Source organism: Evtepia gabavorous, assembly GCF_003425665.1.
Taxonomy (GTDB): Bacteria; Bacillota; Clostridia; order Oscillospirales; family Oscillospiraceae; genus Evtepia; species Evtepia gabavorous.
Genome location: NZ_QQRQ01000002.1, coordinates 1 through 24,068, shown reverse-complemented (window position 1 = coordinate 24,068; position 24,068 = coordinate 1). Strand labels below are relative to the sequence as shown.

At 59.4% G+C, this 24,068-nt stretch carries 18 protein-coding genes and 1 pseudogene; 10 read left to right on the top strand and 9 right to left on the bottom strand.

Features of this window, described 5'->3' with window-relative positions; all coding sequences use genetic code 11:
* Positions 1-3: 3 nt before the first annotated feature.
* Positions 4-1,410, bottom strand: coding sequence for an S-layer homology domain-containing protein (locus DV520_RS01700; RefSeq protein WP_021918978.1), 1,407 nt, complete (start codon positions 1,408-1,410; stop codon positions 4-6).
* An 810-nt stretch (positions 1,411-2,220) separates the two neighbouring features.
* On the opposite strand from DV520_RS01700, the gene murI reads away from it, so the two are divergent.
* The 7 genes from murI to DV520_RS01665 all read left to right on the top strand — a co-directional run bounded on the left by murI (position 2,221) and on the right by DV520_RS01665 (position 9,848).
* Positions 2,221-2,994, top strand: coding sequence for a glutamate racemase (murI, locus tag DV520_RS01695; RefSeq protein ID WP_117141593.1), 774 nt, complete (start codon positions 2,221-2,223; stop codon positions 2,992-2,994).
* Between the two features lie 183 nt (positions 2,995-3,177).
* Entirely contained in the window at positions 3,178-3,603 is a 426-nt protein-coding gene (locus DV520_RS01690; protein ID WP_117141592.1) for a GNAT family N-acetyltransferase, read from the top strand.
* 15 nt (positions 3,604-3,618) lie between these two features.
* Entirely contained in the window at positions 3,619-4,287 is a 669-nt protein-coding gene (locus tag DV520_RS01685; protein ID WP_117141591.1) for a response regulator transcription factor, read from the top strand.
* Complete coding sequence (locus DV520_RS01680) at positions 4,284-5,306, top strand: sensor histidine kinase (RefSeq protein WP_117141590.1); 1,023 nt, start codon at positions 4,284-4,286, stop codon at positions 5,304-5,306. Before DV520_RS01685 ends, DV520_RS01680 begins: the two co-directional genes overlap by 4 nt.
* A gap of 85 nt (positions 5,307-5,391) precedes the next feature.
* Entirely contained in the window at positions 5,392-6,159 is a 768-nt protein-coding gene (locus DV520_RS01675) for an ABC transporter ATP-binding protein (protein WP_021919892.1), read from the top strand.
* On the top strand, positions 6,149-8,359 hold the full coding sequence (locus tag DV520_RS01670) for an FtsX-like permease family protein (protein WP_117141589.1): 2,211 nt from the start codon (positions 6,149-6,151) through the stop codon (positions 8,357-8,359). The genes DV520_RS01675 and DV520_RS01670 overlap by 11 nt, the downstream gene beginning before the upstream one ends.
* Before the next feature lie 253 nt (positions 8,360-8,612).
* Positions 8,613-9,848: a helix-turn-helix domain-containing protein gene (locus DV520_RS01665; RefSeq protein ID WP_021919890.1), complete on the top strand. Its 1,236-nt coding sequence runs from the start codon at positions 8,613-8,615 to the stop codon at positions 9,846-9,848.
* A 4-nt stretch (positions 9,849-9,852) separates the two neighbouring features.
* Here DV520_RS01665 and DV520_RS01660 read toward each other — a convergent pair whose 3' ends face one another.
* The 3 genes from DV520_RS01660 to DV520_RS01650 all read right to left on the bottom strand — a co-directional run bounded on the left by DV520_RS01660 (position 9,853) and on the right by DV520_RS01650 (position 12,475).
* A complete protein-coding gene (locus DV520_RS01660; protein ID WP_021919889.1) occupies positions 9,853-10,452 on the bottom strand; it encodes a GTP pyrophosphokinase in 600 nt (199 codons plus the stop codon).
* Between the two features lie 116 nt (positions 10,453-10,568).
* Positions 10,569-11,804 carry a sensor histidine kinase gene (locus tag DV520_RS01655; RefSeq protein ID WP_021919888.1) on the bottom strand — a complete coding sequence of 412 codons (1,236 nt, stop codon included), beginning with the start codon at positions 11,802-11,804 and terminating at the stop codon, positions 10,569-10,571.
* A complete protein-coding gene (locus DV520_RS01650) occupies positions 11,801-12,475 on the bottom strand; it encodes a response regulator transcription factor (RefSeq protein WP_117141588.1) in 675 nt (224 codons plus the stop codon). Before DV520_RS01650 ends, DV520_RS01655 begins: the two co-directional genes overlap by 4 nt.
* Before the next feature lie 198 nt (positions 12,476-12,673).
* On the opposite strand from DV520_RS01650, the gene DV520_RS01645 reads away from it, so the two are divergent.
* Positions 12,674-13,600, top strand: coding sequence for a DMT family transporter (locus DV520_RS01645; RefSeq protein WP_117141587.1), 927 nt, complete (start codon positions 12,674-12,676; stop codon positions 13,598-13,600).
* Between the two features lie 48 nt (positions 13,601-13,648).
* Here DV520_RS01645 and truA read toward each other — a convergent pair whose 3' ends face one another.
* The 3 genes from truA to DV520_RS01630 form a co-directional block, all read right to left on the bottom strand.
* A complete protein-coding gene (gene truA / locus DV520_RS01640; protein ID WP_021919885.1) occupies positions 13,649-14,386 on the bottom strand; it encodes a tRNA pseudouridine(38-40) synthase TruA in 738 nt (245 codons plus the stop codon).
* 222 nt (positions 14,387-14,608) lie between these two features.
* Positions 14,609-17,881 carry an S-layer homology domain-containing protein gene (locus DV520_RS01635; RefSeq protein ID WP_133308818.1) on the bottom strand — a complete coding sequence of 1,091 codons (3,273 nt, stop codon included), beginning with the start codon at positions 17,879-17,881 and terminating at the stop codon, positions 14,609-14,611.
* A 245-nt stretch (positions 17,882-18,126) separates the two neighbouring features.
* The gene (locus DV520_RS01630; RefSeq protein WP_117141584.1) at positions 18,127-18,750 is read right to left on the bottom strand and encodes a recombinase family protein; all 624 of its coding nucleotides are present in this window, start codon (positions 18,748-18,750) and stop codon (positions 18,127-18,129) included.
* A 334-nt stretch (positions 18,751-19,084) separates the two neighbouring features.
* On the opposite strand from DV520_RS01630, the gene DV520_RS01625 reads away from it, so the two are divergent.
* A complete protein-coding gene (locus DV520_RS01625) occupies positions 19,085-20,317 on the top strand; it encodes an MFS transporter (RefSeq protein ID WP_117141583.1) in 1,233 nt (410 codons plus the stop codon).
* A gap of 58 nt (positions 20,318-20,375) precedes the next feature.
* Here the strand turns inward: DV520_RS01625 and DV520_RS01620 are convergent, their stop codons facing one another.
* The gene (locus DV520_RS01620; protein WP_165850012.1) at positions 20,376-21,602 is read right to left on the bottom strand and encodes an MFS transporter; all 1,227 of its coding nucleotides are present in this window, start codon (positions 21,600-21,602) and stop codon (positions 20,376-20,378) included.
* A gap of 28 nt (positions 21,603-21,630) precedes the next feature.
* Positions 21,631-22,584 (bottom strand): hypothetical protein, encoded by a 954-nt coding sequence (locus tag DV520_RS12215; protein ID WP_021919880.1) that lies wholly within the window; start codon positions 22,582-22,584, stop codon positions 21,631-21,633.
* A 157-nt stretch (positions 22,585-22,741) separates the two neighbouring features.
* Between DV520_RS12215 and DV520_RS01610 the strand changes: the two are divergent.
* Positions 22,742-24,068, top strand: a pseudogene (locus DV520_RS01610) (DEAD/DEAH box helicase family protein); the annotation flags it as partial.

Here is a 24,068-nt window from a genome sequence, read left to right as displayed (position 1 = left end):
TGATTACAGCAAATCCTGGGGAATATGGGTTTTGAGATACTGCACCCAAATCTTGGCTCCCTCATAGGTAAAGTGCATGCCCATACTGCCGTAGTCACTGCAGTACTCCTTTTTCAGGAAGCCCTTTTCGTCTTTGAATGCCTCGGCCACGTTCACATAATACCAGCGATTGTCCTGGCAATACGCTTTCATGGTCTCGTTAAATGCGTTAATCTGTTCGTTGTTCAGCTTTTCCGAGTAGCTGGTGCTGGAATCCGCCATAGGGGTCACGGACTGCACCACAATCTGAACCCCTGGATTCTTTTCGATGATCTGGTTGAGAATAGTGAGGTAATCCTTGGTGGCCCGCTCCACCCCATAGGCGATGTTGTCCATACCCAGCATCACATAGACCACCTTGGCGCCGGTGGCCGCCACGCTGTCCCCAATGGCCGGCTTTTGGCCGGACCCCTTGGGATACTCCGGCAGGATCTTGCCAGTGAGCATATTGGTGGGGCTCATGCTGCCGGCACAGAGGAACTTGGCGCCGCCCAGCGCGCCGCTGGCGCCGCAGTAGGCCTCCAGGGTCATGGAGATGGAATCCCCGATAAAGACCGCCTGGTCAAAGAAGGTCACAGGCCCCTCCTCCGTCTCTGGCACCAGCGCCGTGAACGTGATGTCCTGGTAATTGTCATACAGGCTGTCATAGGCCCCTTCCGTCAGGTCCACCACCGCGCTGCCCTCGGGGATCTCCATGTCCGCCGCCGTCATCACCCGATAGACCACAGCGGCGCACTCCTCCCGGGTCAGGGTGTTGTCCGGCTGGAAAAAGCCGTTGTCATATCCCTTGACAATCCCCGCCATCTGGCAGGCGGTCACCCCGCTGCGGGCATATTCATCAATATACAGGGAGTCCTTAAACTGGTCGGGCTCCACCACCTGCAGCAGAGAGATCTCCTCCAGGGCCGCAAACCGGGCCACAACGGTGCACACCTGCTCCCGGGTCAGGGAGTGCTCCGGGGCAAAGGTGGTCTCGGTGGTCCCGCCCACCAGGCCGTTTTGGTAGGCCCAGCACACCGCGTCGTAGTAGGGGGAATCCTTGGTGACATCGGTGAAGTTGGGGGCCGCTTTCTCCTTCTTCTTGTCCCGGCTCTTCTTGCGGTCCTTGAAAACGCCCTGGTCCATATTATAAAGGTAGAGGACCAGGTTTCCCCGGGTCTCCTCCTCCTGCCCCTGGAATTTCTCACTGGAAGGCAGCACGCCGGCCTTATTCAGCTCCGTGATGTATTGATAACTCCACAGATCCTGGGTCACATCAATATAAGGGTTCTCCCAGTCCTCCGTGCTTCCCGCCGGTTCGCGGAGCAGGGACGCCGAGGAGAACAGAATCATAAATACAAGAAACCAGCTGATGGCCTGTTTCACCCACATCACCTTCCAGAAAATTCCTACCTGCACCTTAGAAAAAAGCACATAGTGAAGTTAGTCTATTGTACGGTATGTTCTGCATCAAAAGCGCACCAAATTTCCCCTTTTTTCCCCGTTTTTCCCGCCTGTGTTGTCCATCCTTCCTTGCATCCGTGGGACCCGTGGGACCCGCAGCGCCAGGCGTCCCCGGCTGACCCGGAATTCCGGGCTGTCCAGCAGGGCCCGTGGGACCCGTGGGGCCGGCAGGGCCTGTGGGGCCGATGGGCTGCAGCGTGGACAGCAGGGTAAAGTCCGGAGACTCCCCAGGCACCCCGCTGGCGTTGTCTACGTTGGCCACATAGAGGAAGCCATTATAGGTCACCAGCTGGCCCGCCCGGTAAATGCCGCCCAGCACCCAGGGCGTGGGCACGCACCCGGTGTTGCAGGGAGGCAGAGGCGGGCAGGGGGGTTGGGGCGGATAGGGAGGCTGCGGGGGGCAGGGCTCCGGCATCGGGGGTGGGCAGGGCGGCGGACACTGAGGCGGGCACTGGGGCGGGCAGCAGCCAGGCGGTGTCCAGGGCCGCCGGTTGGGCAATTCAAAGTCGTTGCATTGGTAACGCTTCATATTGCTTCCTTTCTCCGCCGAAACGGCGGGACGATCTCATGAGGGCAGGTCACCCTCAAACCACTCTATGCCCCTGCCAGCCTTTTTGCGCCCGCTTGGTCCCTCCTTCCCAAAAAATCCTATGGCGCGGCCGGAAAAATGGTGGTATAATAGCGCAAAACGGCTATGGCCCGCATCCAGCCGCCAGCCAGGAGAGAGGGGGAAGGAATATGGAAGCCCAAGCCCGTCCCATCGGGGTCTTTGACTCCGGTCTGGGCGGCATCAGCGTTCTCCGCGCCTGCGTGCGCCTGCTGCCCCAGGAAAATTTTCTCTTTTTCGGGGATTCCGCCAACGCCCCCTATGGGGAAAAGTCCCTGGACCAGGTCCGGGCCCTGACCCTCTCCGCCGTGGACAGGCTGCTGGAGCAAGGGGTCAAAGGAATCGTGGTGGCCTGCAACACCGCCACCAGCGCAGCCATCGGCCTGCTGCGCCAGCTCCACCCGGGACTGCCCATCATCGGCATCGAGCCTGCGGTGAAGCCCGCCGCGCTGGCTGCGGGCAGTTCTTCGGTGATCGTCATGGCCACCCCCCTCACCATCCGGGAGGATAAATACCAAAAGCTGGCCGCCGCTTTCTGCGGCCACGCCAACGTCATCTCCCTGCCCTGCAAGGGGCTGGCGGAGATGGTGGAGCGGGGCATCTTTGACGGTCCGGTTCTGGACGCCTACCTGCAGGACCTCCTCCTGCCTTTCCGGTACTGCAACATCGACTATATTGTTTTGGGCTGTACCCACTATCCCTTCGTCCGAAAGGCCATCGCCCGCAATTTCGGCCGTCCCGTCTCCATCATCGACGGCAGTGAGGGCACCGCCCGGCAGCTTCGCCGCCAGCTGGAGGCCGCGTCTCTTCTGACCGACCGAACCGGGTTCGGCACGGTCACCTTTCAAAACAGCCGCCCGGACAAGCTGGCCATGAGCCAGACCCTGTTCCAGATGAAATACTGATCTTCCAGGCCAGCCAAACGAGGCTGGCCTTTTCTCCTCCTTTCCTTTCACGCCGGTGCCCGGGCAGCGCCTTCGTATCATAGCAGGAATTTCTTGGGGAGAAATGAAGAAAAAAGAAAGGTTTTCTTAAAAAATGACACGCCGGCCGGGCACCGCCGCCCGGCCCCACAGAAAGGAGTCTCCATGATCCGATCCTTCCGCCCTGACGACCTGCCCTCTCTGATGGACCTCTGGCTGTCCGGCAATCTGGAGGCCCACGCCTTTATCCCGCCAGACCATTGGCACCGGCACACCGCCCTGGTGGCCCGCCTGCTCCCCCAAGCGGAGCTGTCCATTTACGAAACCGGCGGACACATCGCGGGTTTTGCCGGCATGACGGGGCACCACCTGTCCGGTCTCTTCGTCCGCAGCACCTGCCGCTCCACCGGGATCGGCCGCGCCCTGCTCACTCATTTGAAAGCCAGGCACCCGCTGATCACCTTACAGGTCTATCAGAACAACCAGCGGGCGCTGGCCTTTTACCAACGGGAGGGCTTCTCTCCCCTCGACCAGGACACCGAGCCAGAGACAGGCCAGGTCTATCTGACCCTGGTCTGGCGCAAACCATAGAAAGGACGTTTTGCGATGCCATACAAAATTCTTGTCGTTGAGGACGATCCCACCATCCAACGGGAGCTGGTCACCCTTCTCCAGGCCGAGGGATATGAGGCCGCCGCCGTGGTGGATTTCTCCACTACACTCTCTCAGGTAAACACCGTTCAGCCCCACTTGATCCTTCTGGATATCAAGCTCCCCGGCCAAAGCGGGTTCTCCCTGTGCTCCCAGATCCGCGCTTTCTCCACGGTTCCCATCATCTTTGTCACCAGCTGTAACACGGACATGGATGAGCTCAGCAGCATTCTGCTGGGCGGCGACGCCTTTATCACCAAGCCCTACCACACCGCCATTCTCCTGGCCAAAATAGCCGCTCTGCTGCGTCGGGCCTATCCCGACCAACCCGGTCAAGTGCTCACCTATGGCGGGGCGGAACTCCACTTGGAACGCAGCCAGCTTCTCTATCAGGGGCAGGCGGCGGACCTGACCAAAAACGAGCTGAAAATCCTTTACTATCTGTTCAAACACGCCGGGACCATCTGCGCCCGGGGGGATCTGGTCTCCTATCTCTGGGACAACCAGCTCTATGTGGACGACAACGCGCTGAGCGTCAACATCGGCCGAATCCGGGAAAAGCTTTCTACCCTGGGCTTAGAAAATTTCATCAAAACCAAACACCGGCAGGGATACACCTTATGAGCGCCCGTCTGTTCTGGAAACAGCAGTTCCCCCTGCTCCTGGTCCATCTGCTGTCCATGGCCGCCCTGGCCTGCTTTCTCGCCCTAAACGGGAACAACCGGGACAGCATTCTGCTGATCCTGCTGACCTGGGCCGGGGTGGCGGGGGGCTGGATGGTCCGGTCTTATCTGCTGCGCAAGCACCAGCTGGATGCCCTGCTGTCCCTGTCGGAAAGCCTCCGGGAGACCTATCTCATCGGTGAAATCATGCAGGCGCCCACCCGGGCGGACGATCAGGTCTATTATCAAATTCTCAAGCGCGCCGGCCGGTCCATGCTGGAGCAGATCAGCGCCATCCAGCGGGAGCGCGGGGAATACCGGGAGTACATCGAGCAGTGGATTCACGAGGTCAAAACCCCCATCGCCGCCAGCAAGCTCCTCTGCGAAAACCACCCCAGCCCCGCTTCCCCGGCACTGCTGTCCGCCCTGGAGGCCATTGATCGCTACACCGAGCAAGCCCTCTACTACGCCCGCAGCGAACACACGGAAAAGGACTATTTCATCCGGGAACTCCGGCTCTTTGACGCAGTCCACCAGTCCATAGGGCAAAACAAGTATCTCCTGCTGCAAAACGGGGTCACCCTTCAGGTGCATGAGACGGAGGACACCATATTTTCCGATGAAAAATGGCTTTGCTTCATCCTCAATCAGCTCATCAGCAACGCGGTAAAATACCGGCGGGACCCTCCGGTCCTCACCTTCCGCGCCGTCCGGAACCAGGATACACTGACCCTCTCTCTGCAAGACAACGGCATCGGCATTGATGCCAGGGACCTGCCTCGCATTTTTGACAAAGGCTTTACCGGTCAAAATGGCCGCCGGTCCGCCCCAAACGCCACCGGGCTGGGGCTCTACCTCTGCAAACGCCTGTGCGACAAGCTGGACATCGGCCTCCAGGCCCAATCCTCCCCAGCGGGAACCACCCTTTCCCTGACCTTTCGGATCAACGACTTCATCCACGGGGTGCAGGGTCCGCTGTAATTCTTACAATTTTGTTAGAACTTTGTAAGAAAAGAAGCTACAAATTCCCTCCGGCATCTCTTAGACTACAGGGGAGGTGATTCACATGAACGAACTGCTGCGTCTGGAGCATATCCAGAAAATCTATGGCAACGGCGGCGGGGTGACCCGCGCCATCGACGACATCAGCTTCTCCGTCTCCTCCGGGGAATTTTTGGGGATCATGGGGGCCTCCGGCTCTGGCAAGACCACGCTGCTCAACTGCATCTCCACCATCGACACCGTCAGCGCCGGCTCCATTCTGCTGGAGGGCCGGGACATCACCCAGCTCAAACCCAAGGAGCTGGCCCGGTTCCGCCGGGAAAACTTAGGGTTTATCTTTCAGGACTTCAACCTCCTGGACACCCTTACCGTGGGGGAAAACATCGCCCTGGCCCTCACCATCAACAAGGTCCCGCCCGGCCAGATTGATGGGCAGGTCCAGCAGATGGCGGACGCCCTGAACATCGGGGACATCCTGTCCAAGTTCCCCTATCAGATCTCCGGCGGCCAGAAGCAGCGGTGCGCCTGCGCCCGGGCCATGATAAACCACCCCAAGCTCATCTTGGCTGATGAGCCCACCGGGGCTCTGGACAGCCACGCCAGCCAGATGCTGCTGGGCACCCTGGAGAGCATGAACCAGCAGATGGGCGCCACCATTGTCATGGTCACCCACGATGCCTTCACCGCCAGCTACACAGAGCGCATTCTATTTCTCCGGGACGGCGCCGTCTTCTCCGAGCTTCGCCGGGGGAACGACAGCCGAAAACAGTTCTTTGAAAAAATTCTGGATGTGCTCACCATGATGGGAGGGGGCACAGTGGATGTACGGTAAACTGATCCTCCGCAGCGCCCGGCGATCCGTCCAGGATTACCTGATCTATTTGGTAACCCTGACCCTGTGCGTGGGGCTGTTCTATGCCTTTCTCTCCATCTCCAGCCGTTATTACCACCCTGCTCTGGGGGCGGAATTTGATCTCTCCTTTCTCAGTGAGTGGATGAAGCTGGCCATCTGTGGGGTCACACTGCTCCTGCTCTTTCTCATCCGGTATGTCAACCGGTATATGATCCGACAAAAACAGCAGGAATTCGCCATGCAAACCATTCTGGGCATGGAACAGCGAACCACCGCCTGGCTGTTCTTTGGCGAGACGTTCCTCATGGGACTGCTCTCCCTGGGGCTGGGAATCCCGTTGGGCAGCCTCCTCTCCCAGTTCATCACCGCTATGCTCCTGTCCAGCTATGGCCAGTCTTTTCAGCTCTCCTGGGCCCTTTTCCCGGATACCGCCGCCCTCACTCTGCTTTTTTTCTCCCTGAGCTTTTTCGTGGTGGGTCTGTTTAACGTCCGGTCCATTCAAAAGCTCCATGTCATCGACATGCTCCAGGCCCGGCGCAAAAATGAGGACAGTCTGAAAAAGAGCCGCTGGATGCCTGTGGTGACCATTCTCTACCTGGCCGCGCTGGCAGGAATCGCGGCGATGAATCTCTGGTATGCCTCCCTTTACTATGATTCCCGCCTGCCTCTACTGGCCCGTATCTTCTATGTGTCCAATGCCGTACTTCCCCTGGCGGGTTTGGCAGGGAGCGGACTATGGTGTTTTAAGCGGCGGCGCTTTCTCCCTCTGTTGGCCTTTCTCCTGGTCCAGTCCCTCATCAGCCTTTTCTTCATCGCCCTGGCCCCGTGGATGGACCGGACCTACTCCCTGCCCATTTCTCAGGAGAGCCTGCGCTCCTACCTGCTCTTTTTTCTTGTCTACCTGTCTTTCTTCCTCTGTACGGTGATGTATCTGTCCAGCCGCCTGCTGTCCGCCTGGAAGGACAGGTCCCCCGCCCATAAGTACACCGGGGAAAACCTCTTTTTCTACGGCCAGGTTCTCTCCAAGCTTCGCTCTGCCAGCAAATCCATGACTCTGATCAGCCTGACCCTGGTACTGTCCACCGTCCTGTTTGCCCTCTCCCCCGCCCTGAGCGGCTGGGCAGAGGGCTATCTGGAGGAGCGGGCCATCTATGACGTGCAGATCAACAGTTATTACAACAATGTCCTCCGTCAGGAAGACCTGCCTCAAGACACGTATGACTTTGTCCCCACGTTTTTAGAGGCGCGGGGCATCCAGATCACCCAAGACCGTGTCTTTTCCCTTTACCTGCCGGAGGCATCCCAGTTCCACAACCGAAACAAGTATGACTTCCCCGTTGTGGCTGTGGCACTGTCCGATTACAACGCCATCCGGCAGATGCTGGGGTATCCCCCCATCTCCTTGGGGGCGAGGGAGTTCAGCACCCAGTGGGACGCCATCTCCACCCCGGAAGACCAGGCGGCCTTTCTCCGCAACCATCCCACCCTGTCCACCGATGCCGGCACCCTCTCCCTGGCCCAGGATGCTCTCCACACAGAGTCCATGGGGGAAACTTTCTATAATCTTTACACCCATGTAACCTATGTCCTGCCCGACCAGGTCTGCCATCAGCTCCTTCCCGTTATGACCAAGCGGTATCTTGCCACGGCCCACCCCATTCCCTATGCAGACGCCGCTGCTCTGCAGGACGCCTTCTCCACCCATTACCCGGAACAGTCCCTGCAGGACGGTCCCGAGTACAGCCTGGATACCCGAACCCAGCAGATCAGTGACACCAAATCACAGATTTTCTTATTCCACGCCGTGATGGTCTACGGAGCCGTGGTGCTCATGGTCATCTGCTTTACCATTCTCTCCCTCCAGCAGCTGTGGGACGCCAACCAGTACCGCTACCGGTTCGGTGTGCTGCGCAAGCTGGGCGTGGAGGACCGCTCCATCCACCATCTCATTTCCAAACAGCTGGCTCTGTGGTTTGGGTTGCCTGTGGGTCTGGCCGTTCTGATCTCTGGGGCCATATCCGCCTTTTTCTTTTGGTCGATTGCCACAGAGATTAACGCCTACCTGGGCTTTGATGCGCTCCTGTCTCAAGTGTCCGCCCTGGCTGGCATTCTTCTGCTTCTCCTGCTGGCTTACGCGCTCTCCACCTGGACCCTGTTCCGCCGGGCCGTATCCCCGTAACTCCCTATTCTGCCTCGCCCACCGGGGACCCGCCCGCGTCCCAAAGAAAACGAGCCCCCTGAAAACAGGGGGCTCATAGCCGTTTTTTCAGCAGGGTGCATGCGGGAAGAACTCTCTGAAAACCCTTGGCATTGCTGCACTTTCCTGATGGTCGAGTGGAAAAACGGGGGCTTTGCATTGACTTTCTCCCCCATGGTTTGCTATGATGCTTCCGTCTTGCAAGGCACATCCAACCAAAGGAGTGTGTGAACGGATGGAAAACAAGAAATCATTTGGCACCTTCATCTGCCAGCGGCGCAAAGAGCTGGGCATGACCCAGAAGGAATTCGCCCAGCGTCTCTTTGTCACCGACTCCGCGGTCAGCAAATGGGAGCGGGGGCTGGCCTACCCTGACATCACCCTGCTCCAGAGCATCTGTCAGGTCCTGCAATGCAGTGAGAAAGAGCTGCTGTCCTCCAGCGAAGACACCGAGGGCAGGCGGGCGGAACAGCTGGCCAAAAAATATTTGCAGCTGACCCGAAACTACCGGCTGGGACAATATATCCTGTATGGCCTGATCACCCTGGGCTGTCTGCTGGGCAACCTGCTCAGCCAGCATGCCCTCACCTGGTTCTGGATCGTCCTGGCCTCAGAACTCATGGTGGCCTCCCTTACCTTGCTGCCCACCTTCGTTCCAGAGGGACGGCGGGGACTGGCCAGCCTGGGGGGCTTCACCGGCTGCCTGCTGCTGTTGCTGCTGGTCTGCTGTCTCTATACCGGCGGGGACTGGTTCCTCATCGCCGGGGTGAGCGTGCTGTTTGGTATGGGCCTGGTCTTCCTCCCCTTCGCCCTGCGCGCCCTGCCCCTGCCGGAGGAGTTGGCCCACCGGAAGGTCTCCCTCTACGTGGGCATCGAGCTTCTGCTGCTTCTCGCCCTGTTCGGGGTGGCCTGTCTGTACACCGGGGGCACGTGGTTCCTCAGCGCCGCGCTCTGGACGGTGTTTGGACTGGGCATTGCCCTGCTCCCCCTCCTGCTCCGGCAGCTCCCCCTGCCCTGGAACTGGTCCCGGCACAAGGCGGTGGTCTATCTGTCCTTTGAGTCCATTCTCCTGCTGGCGGGCCTGGCCTGGGAGGGACGCACCGGGGACTTTCCCCTGCCCATGCTGCCCATTGCCCTGCTGTGTCTGGCCCTTCCCTGGGGCTGGCTGGGCGCCCTGCGCTACCTCCCCCTGGGCCGGTGGTTCCGGGCCGGGGTGGGGCTGGCGTGGACCGGCCTGTGGATCTGGCTGGCGCCCTTTGTTCTGGATCAGATCTATCTGCACATGGGCTATTTCACCAGTACCCCCTATCAGCTGATCCTCCCCATTGACTTTCACAACTGGGCCGCCGCCATGAGCGCCAACGTGATGTTCCTGATCATCTTGGGCTTTCTGCTCCTGGGGCTGCTCTGCGTGGTGGCGGGCATTCTCTGGCGCCGAACCCATCCCCGGACCTCCGCCCCTGAGGCGTAACCGGTCAGAAACTACCGGCCAGCAGCTCCCGAATGGTCTCCATAGACAGGTCCACAGAGGCGATCTCATCGGCACAGCGCCGAAGCTCCTCCCGGACCAGGCGGGCATGAGGGACCTGCCGTTTGTACTTGAGCTGGTGCTCCAGACTGGCCCAAAAATCAATGGCGATGGTCCGCAGCTGCACCTCCACCGTCATCCCCCGCCCCGGCCCCGCCCGGAGGCCCAAAATGAGGTGGTAGCTTCGATAGCCATTCTCCTTGGGGTAGGAGATGTAGTCCTTGGTCTCCAGCACGGAAAACGCCGCCTGGTCCTCCAGCCACCGGGCAACCTGATACACATCGTCCTGAAACCCGCAGATCACCCGGACCCCCACCGCGTCCCGGACCCGGGTCAGCGCCGCCTGCCGGGTCTGTGGCTGTCCCCGCTGGGCCAGCTTGCGGCACATGCTCTCCGGGGATTTGATCCGGGAACTGGTATAAAGCACGGGAGACTGCCGCCCCTGGGCCTTCCATACCCGCTGCAGTTCCTCCACCGCCTCCAGAACCTGACGCTCGGCCAGACGCATCTGCGCCAGCTCCGGGCCGTAAAACTCGTTCGCTGTCATTTGCGATCCCTCCTTCTTCCCACAGGGAGATGTGCTCCCTCAAAAAGACGCGGTTCCGGCCCACCAAGTCCGGGAACCGCGCCTCTTTTTGCCCCTCACCGGACTTGTCATGGACTTCACGCGCTGGGAAACAGCGCCGTAATCACCAGGCGGTCCGTCCCTTTGGCCGCGGCGGAGAGCTTCCCCCGGTGGGCTTGGACCACCGCCTTTGCAATGGACAGCCCTATGCCATATCCCCCCTGGCCGGAGTTTCGAGAGGCATCCCCCCGGTAAAACCGGTCAAACATATTCTCCAGCAGTTCCTTGCTCAGCACTTCCGCCGTGTTCTCCACCGACAGGCGCAGGTGTTTGCCCTGTCGGGACAGACGCAGGGCGATCTGCCCGCCCTCCGGCGAATATTTCAGCGCGTTGTCCAGAAGGATGGACACCAGCTGCACCAGGCTTTTCTCCTCGCCCACCAGGGTGAGCATAGGCTGAACATCCACGGACAGCGTCTTGTTCTGGCGCTTGGCCACCGCCTGGAACGCTTGGGCGGCCTCGGCCACCAGTTCGGAGAAGGGCAGCGGCAGAAACTGCTGCCGTCCCTGCTCCTCCTCCATGCGGGACAGGTAGATTAGATCATTGGTAAGGGTGGATAAACGCTTAATTTGGGTTTGAATGTCCACGATCCACTCATTCTCCTCCCCCGTCTCCAGGGCCAGGACCTCCGTGTCCGCCTGGATGATGGCAATGGGGGTTTTGATCTCATGGCCGGCGTCCGTGATGAAGCGTTTTTGCTTTTCATGTCCCTCGATCACCGGCTTAATGATCCGCCGGGACAGCAGCAGAAGCAGCAGAAGCACCGCCAGCAGCCCCGACGCCGCCACCCAAAGGCTGGTCACCAACGTGCTGTGAAAGGTAAACAGGTGGGCGCCGTAGTCCAGGAAAATCACCCGCGTGTTCTCCCCCTCCCGCGCCTCCAAATACCGGTAGTCCTGCCAAAATCCCCGTGGACTGTCCTGGGCCCAGACGGCCTGGGCATAGCTGGCCGCAGTCTCCTCATCCACTGCGGCGATCTTTCCGGTGTCCGTGGCCAAAACTGTTCCCTGCCGGTCCAGGAGCACGGAAAAATATCGGGTCTCATAGCCCAGCTCTACGGACCGGTGCCGGGGGCCCAGTTCCTCCCAGTCGAAGTCCGCTTTGATCTCTGGAAACTTGCCCTGGTTGTCCGCCAGCAGGTCCAGGATGCGGTCCGCGTCAGAGACAATTCCCCGATAGTTGGTCAGGAGAATCACCCCTAAAATCACCGTCAGCACCGCCAGCAGAGAGAGCATGGCCGCCGCCACCAGCTTGGTCCGGAGTTTCCGGATCATATGGCCTCCTCCAGGTAATACCCCGCGTTCCGCCGGGCCTTGATCTGAATGTTCCCATGCAGCGCGGCGAGCTTTTTTCGCAGATAGGAGATGTAGACCCAGACCACGTTGATCTCCGCCTCATTGTCATACCCCCAGATTTTCTCCAAAAACCGCTCGGTGGAGATGAGGTTCCGGGGGTTGCACATCAGCAGCTCCAGCATCTGAAATTCCTTGTTGGCCAGCCGAAGCCGGCCGGTGGGAGAGGAGAGCTCAAAGGTGGCCCGGTCCAGGGTGATGTTTCCCACCTGAAGCCGGGAGGTGGCCTGTACCGTCTGTTCCCGGGTCATGGCCCGGATGCGTGCCAGCAGCTCCTGGCTGGCAAAGGGCTTGGTCAAATAATCGTTGGCGCCGCTGTCCAGCCCCAGCACTTTGTCGTCCACTTCGGACTTGGCGGTGAGCAGGAGCACCGGCAGCCGGTTCCCCTGCCGGCGCAGCTGACACAGCACATCGATCCCGTCCCGCTTTGGCATCATGATGTCCAGAATGGCCCCGTCATAGTTGCCGGACCCCAGATAGGCCATCGCCTCCTCCCCGTCGTAAACCGCGTCCACCTCATAGTTGTTTTTTCGCAGCAGCACCGTGAGGGCCCGGGCCAGGGACCGCTCATCCTCCGCCAGCAGCAGCCGCATACCACCGCCTCCTTTTTCCTTTCCCCGGGCCTTCCCCCGGAGCAGCCTCAGAATACCAGGGCTTCTTTAACTGAACTTAAAAACCCTGTGAACAATCTGTATCCATGGGAAGCCTTGTCTTTCCCTGCCCCATATTGTATAATCGGGAAGCACGGCCGCTGTCAGCCGCCAGCTTTTTCCGGATGGAGGCGAATCACCATGTCAGACCAATCCACCCCTGTCACCCGGCTCCCCCTGCGGAAGGGTGCCTCCCTGCGCTGGCTCCCTTTCCTGTTTATCTTTCTGCAAAGTGTACTGTATGGGCTGGGGGACCCCATTTCCAAGTCCGCCTATGAGGTTCTCCCCGTCTATTCCCTGCTGACCGCCCGCTACGGCATTGCCCTTGCCTTTCTGCTGCTGGTGTTCGGCCGGCGAATCTGGCGGGGACTGAAGGTCTGCTCCCCCCGGGACTGGCTGCTTCCCAGCCTCTGCATGGGGGGCGCCTATGTGGCCAACAACATCGCCCTGGAGCTCACCGCCGCCACCTCCGTGGCCTTTCTGCGCTCCCTGTCCACGATGATGACCCCACTTTTGGCCCTGGCTTTCTACCGCCGCAAGTTTGGAAAAAAACACATTCCGGTTCAGCTGCTGGTCCTTGTGGGGCTCTACCTGCTCTGCGGCCTGGGCGGGCTGTCCGGGTTTGGTCTGGGAGAAGTCTTTTCCCTCCTCTCCGCCCTTCTGCTGGCCGGGGCCCTGATTTTTGGCGAGCACGCCCTGGACCGGGTGGACCCCGTCACCCTCACCACCCTCCAGACCGCCGCCTCAGCCCTCATGGCCCTGCTGTGCGCCCTGGCCTTTGACCAGGGAATTCACCTGGGCGCGGCCACCCCCTCGGTTTGGATGAGCATCCTCTACCTGGCCCTCTTCTGCACTGTGGCCGGCTATCTGCTCCAAAACGCGGCGCTGGGGGTGCTCTCCTCCCGCACCGTGGCCCTGCTCCAGTGTTTCTGCCCTGTGATGACGGCCATGTTCTCCCGTCTTCTTCTGGGGGAGCAGCTCTCCACCCCAGGGATTCTCGGCGCGGTCATCATTCTGCTGTGCGTGGCGGCGGAGACGATGATGAAGGACGACAAGCCCCTTTCCTGAACTCAAAAAAGCCCTTGCGCCTTTCAGCGCAAGGGCTTTTTTCTGTCCTTAATAGCGGACCTCCTCCAGGCACAGGCCGCAGGCCGGTACGGTCTCCCCCGCCCGGCGTCGGTCCTGGGAGGCCAGAATGTCCGCCATATCCTCGGGCCGCAGATGTCCCCGGCCCACCTCCAGCAGGGTTCCCACCAGGATTCGCACCATGTGGTAAAGAAAGCCGTCCCCACTCAGGGTAAAGCGAAGCTCCGGCCCCAAGGCTTGAATGGTGATGGACTCCACCCGGCGCACCGTGGACTTCTTGAATTTCTTCAGGGAGCAGAAGGCCCGGTAGTCGTGGGTGCCGCAGAGGTCCTCCGCAGCCTGAACCATAGCCGCCAGGTCCAGAGGTTCGTGCAGGTGATACAAATAGTTGCGCTCAAAGACATTGGGCAGATCGCTGTTCCATATCCGGTAGACATAGGTTTTCCCAGTGCAGGACAGGCGGGCATGGAACCGGGGCTCCGCCCGCTCCAGCCGGATAGCGCCAATGTCCGCCGGCAGATAGCGGCGCAGGCCGGCCAAGATCTCTTCTGTGGTCTTTTGGGTTTTGGCCCGGAAAGAGACCACCTGCATTTTTGCGTGGGTCCCCGCGTCGGTTCGTCCGGAACCGGCTACCTCAACCGGCTGATCCAGCAGGCGGGACAGAAGAGCCTCCAGCTTTCCCTGAATGGTCTGTTCGGTATTTCCCTGCTTCTGCCACCCTTTCCAGCGGGTCCCGTCATAGCAGAGGGTCAAGCGGTAATTCGGCACAGTCCTCTCCCCTTTTCTCCCAGGCCCCCTGCCCATGCTGGACGCCGCCAGGGTTCCCGGTTCTCTTTGGCTTTTCCCGTTCTATTTTAGCGGATTCCAGTTCTTCTGAAAAGGGGGATTCTCCTTCTTTTTCCCAGATTCCCCAGGGTTCCTGTCGAAAAGCGCAAAAATTCTCTCCGTTTCCCTGCTTTCCCTCGGCGCCCTACGCTGCGGCTGCACAGGTCAGGTCTCGTAACGGCTCCAGTCCGGCGCCTCAGTCAGTTCCGTCCACTGCTCAGAAATTTCCCCTTTCTCCTTCCACGTATGGCTATTGGTGGCCTCCTGCACCGCCAGATAGTACCAGGCCCCTGGGTCCTGGTTGTCCGGCCACTGAAGCATGCCGGGCAGCAAGTCCTCCTTGGCGGCGGGAAGACGGTTCAGCACCCGATTGATCATGGTCATCGCCTCGGCCCGGGTAATGGATTGGTCCGGACGAAATGTTCCGTCCTCATACCCCTGAATCCATCCCAGACTGGCCGCCTTTCCAATCTCCTCCCGGGCCCAGTGCCCTGCAAGGTCCGTAAACTCGCTGCATCCGTCGGACACTCCAGTGTCAAACCGGGCACAGATGGCCGCAAACTCCGCCCGGGTAATGGGGGCATTGGGCGCGAAGCGTTCCTCCGTCCGCCCCTTGAGAATGCCCAGAGCCGACATGGTAGACACCGGCTGCTGAAACCAGCTGCCGTCCTGTACATCGGTAAACCCATTGACCCGGGTCAGGTTTCCGTCCCGAATTTCCTGCTTCAGCAGCCGGAAGAAAATGGTGGCCACCTCTGCCCGGGTAATGGAGCCCCCCGGCTTCACCTGACCGTCCGGGTATCCGATCACATAGGCAAAGTGATCTGCTCCGTTGAGCATATCCGGCACCGATGTGGCCTGCCAGCCGGCGTACACCGTCCGGTCCGAAGTCATTGTCACCTCTGTAAGCCGCTTACTCAATGTTTCCTCCCCATACCAGCCGGTGAAGGTATACCCCTCCTGTGTCGGTACTTTTTCCAGCAGGACCTTCGTTCCGCCGGGGTACTGTTCCGGCGGGTAGGAAGTTCCTCCCCGGGAATCATAGCGGAGGGTATACCGGGTCTCTCCCCCGCCACCTCCACCGCCTCCACCGTCTTGGATTCCCCGGCGCAGCTGGGGCGAGGCCACCTGATTTTGTACCTTCTCCGTCCCCTGCTCCCTCAGGACGCTCTCTCCCTGGTTGGTGGCAAAAGTCCCCGCCGGATATGTGCCATCCTGTCCAGGGGCAAGGGTCAGATGGAGGGTCATCGTATAGGTCTCATAGGGCTCTGTCCCCGACAGGTCCCAGGTGACGGTGCGTCCGTCTTCTGCCAGCGTCGCCGTGCCGCCAGTCACTTGAATCGCCGCCTGCTGGATGGTCTGAAAATCCTCTCCCACCACATCCGTCAGCGTAAAGGTACGGAAAGCATCATAGATGGTACGGTTCACCGCCCGACTGAACCCGTCCGTATCCTCAGCCAGATAAAATTCCGTGCAGGCCTGGTCCATATAGGTCTTCTCCTGCTCTGTCGGTTCCCTTTTATAGAGCACCCCAATGGTCGAAACCCCAAGGGCTTGTATCGCCTGCGCCGCTACGGGGATTCCCTCTGTGTCCTCATTGGCCTCCCCATCGGAAAGAAAGACCACCGAGACCGAACGCCCCAGGCTTTGGGCCATGCGGAGATAGTCCACCGCCTTTTCCAATCCTGCAGTGTAATTGGTCCTCCCCTCACAGCTTAGGCCTCGGATCACTTCCCCGGCATGCGCCGCGTTGCTCCCCTCAAAAAAGCCTGCGGAAGCTGCGTTCACCCCGCTGCCAAAAGACAGTACCGCCACCCGGCTGTCCACCTCCTGGGAGGTCAGCAGCGTTTCGGTCACATCCGCCACTTTGGAGAGCATCTCATACATCTTGTTCAGGGCCGCGCCCTGTCCGTTGACCTGCTCCATGGAGGTGCTGGTGTCCAGGACAAACACGAAATCTCTCTGCCGGTCCGGCGCATAGGCCGCCTGAATCTCCACTTGGGCTGTCGTCCTGTCTTCGTCGGTCCATTTGGCCGCCTTGGTCAGCTGTGTGGAGGCCGCGCCCAGTCCGTTCTTCTCACCCAGGTGACTGTCCTCCCATGCGTTGTCGGTGGGCCGCAACGTCGGATACCCGCCGTCTTGGTTGAGGCGGAACTTACCGTCCATTGCTCGCTCCACCAAGTCCCATACCGCGTCGTCCTTGAGAAATACATTGCTGTATTCCAGCTTTTTCAGGATACCCGCCTCGGCCCCCTGACAGATTGCACTCCAATCCGTCACCCCTGTGACGTTTTCGAAGGCACCCACCTCTATGGCGGTCACCCGGCTCAGGTCCAATGCTCCTTTCAACCCGGTGTCTCGAAACGCCTCTCCTGCAATTTCTCCTGTCACCTTGGAAAAGTCAAAGGTCTCCAGCTGCGTACAGTAGGCAAATGCCTTTTCCCGGATTTTCGTTACCTGGCACCCTTCCCCCAAGATCACCTGCTTTAGCCCTGGTTTTGAAGTTGCACTGGCATGAAACATATTTTTAGCAAATGTGATCTCCCCGGTAAATCCACTGAAATCCAGGGTTTCCACTTGCTTCCCGTTGCGAAAGGGTGCTGCCTGCACATAGCGATAGCTGGGATGCTGAAAATCAATCTGTCCCGTCCCGGTAAACACAGCGCTGCGCAGAGCGGGGATTCCCAAGGCACCTCCTCCAAAGATGAGATAGGCTCCCTCCTTCAGGTGGAAGGTGAGCTCCTCCAAGGCCGCACTGCTTCCAAATACATCGCTTGCATTGAAAGAATAATCGCCAAATTGAACCGTTCCCCCAATGGTAACGCTCGCCTTGGAAAAAGCGGTTCCTTCTTTATTTTTTACGCCGCTGAACGCACAGCTCCCCACAGAAATGGCCGGGTACTGTGCCTCCACATCCACCTGGTCCTCTATCCGCAGCGTCAGCGTCTCCCCCTCCAACGGCAAAACCGCATTGGAAAACCCATAGCTTCCAATGGTATGCAGTTGGTCCATTGGAAACTCGGTTAGTACAGCATTGTGAAAAGCATAGCTTCCAATGGCAAGGGATGTACGCTCTGACTGCACCGTTAGATTTTTCTGTCCCTTAAAAGAATACTTGCCAAATCGGAACGCCCCCGATCCCTTCAGGGTAACGTTGGTTACACCCGCGGGAAATACCGAGCTGTAACCATCTGCAATCCCTGTAACGCCGGCGCCAATCTCCACAGAAGTGAGTGTCTTTTTCTGTTCCGCTGTCACATTGGCATCCAAAGCCTGACTGGTAATCTCACCATCGCCTTGGATGGTCAAGGTTGTTCCATCGTTACTTACGATATACTGAACCTCCCCGTCTTCCCCTGCTGCCAGCGCCGTCAGCGGAACCGTAGTTCCCAAAAGGCAGAACACCAGTGCCATTGCCAACCATCGTTTTCTCTTCAATCTTACTTCCTCCTTCTTTCTGAATGGGGTTTCCTCTCTGTCTGTTTCATTTGCTCCTTTCCACTTTCAAAAGGTACACCTTTTGAAAGTCCTCTATTTTCTTTGCAAATGCCACAGTTTTTCGTCAATTCTTCAATAAACGCCGAAAAAAACCTTGCTTTATTTATCTATTGAAGATAAAATGAGAGCAAGAAAATCAGCTATCAAAAGGTGTACCTTTTGATAGCTGATTTTTTCTCTCTCCATTATTTCCTTCTTTCTTCTCCCACCTCCAGCCGGTATTCCCGAAGGCGGCGATAAAAGGTGGACTGCCCCAGGCCCGAGCGGTGAAGAGCCTCTTCAAAGGTAATTTTCTGGGCCTCCCAGGCCCGGACAATCTTACTAAAATTATCCGGCCGGGCGGAAGAGGGACGGCCAAGATGGACACCCCGGGCCTTGGCCGCAGCAATCCCCTGGGCCTGGCGTTTGCGGATACTCTCCCGCTCATTCTGTGCCACAAAGGACAGGATCTGGAGCACGAGATCCGCGATGAAGGTCCCCATGAGGTCCTTGCCGTTGCGGGTATCCAGCAGGGGCATGTCCAACACGCAGATGTCCACCCCGATCTCTTTGGTTAAAACCCGCCACTGGGTCTGGATTTCCTCATAGTTGCGCCCCAGCCGGTCGATGCTCAAAATGTAGAGCAAATCGCCCGGTCGCAGTTTTTTCACCAGCCGCTTGTATTGCGGGCGCTCAAAGTCCTTGCCAGACTGTTTGTCCATATAAATATCCTTTTCCGGTACCGCCACCTGCGCCATAGCCAGCTTCTGCCGGTCCTCATTCTGGTCTGTACTGGAAACACGGATGTACCCATATCGCTTTCCTCTCACGTCTCTCCTCCCTTTCTGTCCGGCGTCGCACGTTCCCCTTCCCAGAATAACAAAAACCAGCTGTCCCCGAACACCGGGAACTGCTGGTTTTTTTCCATTTTTTGTGCTTGCCGGTTCAGGCGGCTCTGCTCCACCACCGCCAAATTCCCTGCAAGACAGACTGCTCCTTTTTCAACCGTTTTCTCTTCCTTCCGACAAAGCCGTCCCTTTTTGGGGTTTTCTCTCCATTTTGCCCAAAAGGAGGCTCCGTTTTCCTTGACGAATGGTCATTTTCAAGGTACAATAGCTTTATTATGCCCCCAAAACTGGGGGCTCAAAAAAGGAGGCGTCTCCCTTGCCACCCAAGGTCATTGGCCCCAAGCGGGCCCTCTCCATTGAATTGCTCTTGTTTTTTGCCTACTGTTTCTTCAGTGCCTCCTGGATGGTTGGGTCCATCGTCACAACGGACATGGCCCAGGAATTCGGCGTGTATACCATTCCCTCCTCTGTCAACAACGCCATCTCCGCGGCCAAAATTCTGGGAAACTTTGTCGCCGCCTGGATTCTTCTGAAGCTGGGCCCTAAGCGGACGGTCTCCCTGTCCTGCCTGCTGATCTGCGCGGTGGTTGTGGGGGCGTTTTCCACCTCTTTTCCCGCCTTCATTCTCACGCGGTTTCTGCTGGGATTCGGCGGCGCGATTCTGATGATCTGCATGACCCCCTATGTGGTCTATTGCTTTGAGCCCAAACAGCAGCCCATCTTCATCGGGCTGAACAACGCCGGCCCCAATACCGGCAATCTCATCGCCCTGCTCAGCGTCACCGCCGTCCGGGGGTGGCTGGGGTCCTGGCGCAGCGTCATCCTCTTTTACGGGATCTTCAGCGTGGTTTTTCTGGTTCTCTGGCTCTTTGTGGGTCGGGGATATCCCATTGCGGAAAAGGCCAAAGAGGAGACCCTCTCCTCCACGGTCTACCGCTATCGGGACGGCTTACGAGAGCCCTTTCTCTATAAATTCCTCTTTACCATGACTGGCCGTCTGGTGATGTACACCGTCATGCTGTATCTGTTTCCCCTGCATCCCGACTTCACAGTGGACGCACAGTTTATCTCCCTGATGATCGCCTTGACGGGGATTCCAGGCACGATCCTGGGCATCGTCCTGGCCAAAAAGCTCAAACGGCAGATCACGCTGTTCCGTTTCTCTGGGGTTGCCCAGTCCATTCTCTTTTTCGCCATGATTCTCACCAATTCCGCCGTTCTGGCCACCGTATGCGCCATTTTGCTGGGCTTTGTGATCTTTATTTCCACCCCCTCTCTGTTCACCCTGCCCGCCCGCCTGCCAGGCGCTACCCCGCAAAAGGTCGCCGTGATCCTCACCCTCTACTGGACCGGCGCGTACATTTTACAGATGATTATCTATGCCATTGTGGTCCACCTGGCCAACACCGTCAGCTGGACTGTGGCCATGATGTTCACCGCGCTGTATTCCCTCACCTTTTTGGTGGGCACCTTCCTTCTGCCTGACTTTGACCGGCCAGCCAAACAGCCGCCTGCCGGCACCTCCCCCCAAGATGGAACTGCCCCCTGAGATCAAAAAAACGTCCTCCGAGCGGAAAACCGCACGGAGGACGTTCTCTTTTTCTATCTCACCGGTCGCCTCCCCCCGACCGATAGGCCAAAGCAATGCAGAGGAGAGTGAGGGCAATGATGGCGGAAAACAGCAGGTAGGCCGGAATATACCCGCCCAGCCGGTCCGCCAACAGACCCGGGAGGCTGGCGAAGAGGAGGGCACCGCCGGCATAGATCACCTGGAGCCGCCGGACCACCACGGGGTATTGCTCCGGCGCGGCCAAATCATTGGACCATACAGAGGGACCCATGGTGGCGATGGGATAGCCCAGTCCCAGGCAGAGGACATTGACCACGCTGAGTGCCGTACTCTGGACAAAGGCCAAACAGCACAGCAGATGCCCAGCCAGCAGAACCCCGCCAAACAGCAGGCAGGACCCCCGCCCGCCGATCCGGTCTGTGGTCTCCCCATAGAGGAGCTTGCCCACGGTAATCATCACCCCCGTGCCGCTGATCATCAGCGCCACCGTGGCCGGTGCAAACCCCTCCGTGGTATACAGCACGGATAGATGGGAAAAGCCCGGATTGGCCACCGCACCCATAAATAAGCTGGCGCAGCCCAGTAAGATCCAGGTTCGTCTCCCCAGCGCCCCCTGGGAGGGAGACACCGCCGTTGCCGGCGCTTCTGGTGGTATCTCCGTCTGCCCGCAGGGACGCAACCCCTTCTCCCTGGGGTCATTCCGCAGGACCAGCAGAACCACCCCTGCACAAACAAGAATGGCCGCCCCTCCCATGCGAAAGGCCGCAGACATGGAAAACCGTTCCACCAAATGGGTGGTGACCGGCGGCAGAACAATGGTCGCAATCCCGCTGCCCGAAGCGCAGATGCTCAGTGCCAGCGCCCGATGCTGGTCAAACCAACGGTTGATGAGGATGGAGACAGGAATCATCGAGCCCAGACCATAGCTGATCCCGGACACTGCCGCCCCCACACAAAAAAGCGGGTAGGTCTCCGCCGCGCTGTACAGCCAAAAGGCAAGCCCCGCACAGCACACGGCAAGCCCGGTCCCCACCCGCAGGGACACCTTTCGATAGTATCCTCCAATCAGGAGCATGGCCACAAAGGCCACCAGGCAGCGAAGGGTCACCAGGGAGGAGGTCTGGGCATGGGTCAGCCCCCGCTCCGCCATGATATAGGGCAGGTAAATGGAGAATCCATTGGATACTGTCCCCATGGTCACAAACAGGAGCAAGGTGCAGGTCACACAAATCACCCAGCCATAGTGGATTTTTCTCATTCCCATCTCCCCCTCCTCAGGCGGTCCCGTTCGCCTACTCCCTCTGGCTGGCTCCTCCTTCCTCCGTGAGCCTCCGTCCAATCTCCTGGATTGCCGCTTCATAAAAGGCCCGATAGTCCCCCGCCCCCGGCTCCCTGAATCCCAGGGACACGCACTTGGCATGGTAGGCCTCCAGCAGGGCGCGTTTGGTCTCAGCGGACTGACGCTCCGGCTCAAAAAACCACAGGTCCCCGTGGGGGGCCCGCTCCCGCTTCTTCCGGCACAGCAGCCACCACAGGTCCATCTCCGAGGTATCAAAGCCAAATCCCAGGGAATAGACATCTCCCAAAATAAAGTAATCCAGCCAGCTCAGCGCCGGCAGAGACCCATGCCCCGGCCACAGGGGATAACGCTGCTCCGGCGCCCGGTGGGTCAGGTATTCATCACAGCAGAAGAGGAGATTGCCATAGTAGTAATGGCCCAAAATCACCGTATTGGGCACCCTGGCCTCCCCATGGACATGAAACAGGGGAAGATCCCCCTGGGGCCGGGGCAGATTATAATAGGTGTGGAGCATAAACCCCTTCTCCGCCCGAGGAACCGCCGCAGTATGGCGGAGATAGCGCAGGGGATGATCCATAAAGTCAGGGACCAGCGCGCACTCCACCTCATAGGTAAAGTTAGGGGTCAGGATGCAGTCAAAGGGCATCGCCAGCAGACGCCGCAGCTGCTCCCCCAGCCAGGGATGGACCTCGCATTGGGTCAGCTCCCGCTGCAGGTCCTGGAGGGAAACATCCACCTGGTCCCGGCTCAGCAAAACCGCCTGCATGGGAAAGGGCATGGACTTTACCTGGTCGGCGGTAAAGGACGTCCGGTTGATCTTTTCCAGCAGCCCCGCCCAGGAGGCGCCGCCATAGACCCGGTTCATCCCATTGCCCAGCAGCAACACTTTGGGCCGACGCCCCAGGGAAATGGTCAGCCCCGCCTTTTTCTGCTTCTGCTCTGCCATGGAACCTCCTCTTTTATAAAAACAATGAAATCTCAAAAAATCAAGGCTTCTGGTTTTATGATACGCCCGTCCAGGGGAGAATGTCAAGGCAGAGCCCCGATTGCCCCCAGGCGGAAAACATGCTACAATAAGAGAACCAACAAGGAGGGAGACGGCGATGGCAAACAGGAGATCAGGCAAGCTTTGGACCCCAGGACTTTTGAAAAGCCGGGGATGGACCAAGGAACTTATGGCACAGCTTCTTCCCCGTCCCCAATACCGCCGTTTCAACGGTCGCTCCGTCCCCCATTGGCACCGGGACGATGTCCGGGCCGCAGAGGCCACCGCGGCCTTTCAGGCCAAATCCAGGGGGGCCCTGCCCCGGGGCGCCGACCTGCAGGCCGCCGCGGCTGCGGCCCAAGCGGCAGCCGCCCTTTTGGGCCGGGCCTGGCAGGACGCCCCCAGGGAGGAAACCTGGCCTTGGGTGCTGGCCGGATATTATCACCAGGCCATTGTCTCCCACCTCCCCGCTGCCGCCCGGGGCCGGGGGCTGCGGTCCAATCAGATTTCCGGCTTTCTCAACCAATTTCTCTCCCTGGGAACCCGCTGCGATGAGGCCCAGCTCCCCGGGGTGCTCACCCATTTCGTCCAAGCGGGTGTCTGGCTGGGGGATCATCCAGACGCTCCCCTGGCCGGGTTGGTCAAAGCCCAGTATCCCGGGGTTCTCCGGGCCGCCGCGGAACAGGTCATCGTCAGCTTCACCGCCGCCCAGCCGGAGGCCGATCTGCCGGCGCTGCTGCAGATGAAGGACTTTCCCGTCTCTCAGCTGCTCTCCCGAACCTTGGGCTATCTCTACTCCGTCTGCTATGTTCCCCAAGCCATCCGCACCAGCTTAGAGGTCCTCATGGCCCTGAACCCCAAGGACGAGTACCCTGAGGCCCGGGCCATGGACCGCCACTTCATTCTTCACCTGGGCGGCACCAACACCGGCAAAACCTACGCCGGGTTTCAGCGCCTTAAGCAGGCCCGCACCGGGGTGTATCTGGCCCCTCTGCGCCTGCTGGCCCTGGAAGCCCAGGAGGTTTTGCTGGATGCCGGCATCGACTGCAGCCTCACCACCGGTGAGGAGGAGGACCGCCGGGCGGGAGACACCCACGTGGCCGCCACCGCAGAAAAGCTGGACCTGAAACAGCCCTACGAGGTGGCTGTGATCGACGAGTGTCAAATGATCGCCGACCGGCAGCGGGGCTATGCCTGGACCCGGGCCATTCTGGGGGTCCTGGCGCCAGAGGTCCACCTCTGCGCCGCCCCGGAGGCCAAGGACCTTCTCCTGCGCATCATCGCCAGCTGTGGAGACAGTTATGAGGTGGAGGTCCACCACCGGAAGACCCCCTTGGTCTGCATGAACCACACCGTGGACTACACCCAGGTCCAGCCGGGGGACGCTCTCATCACCTTCTCCAAGATCGGCGTGCTCAGCGTCGCGGAAGACCTGCGGCAGGCGG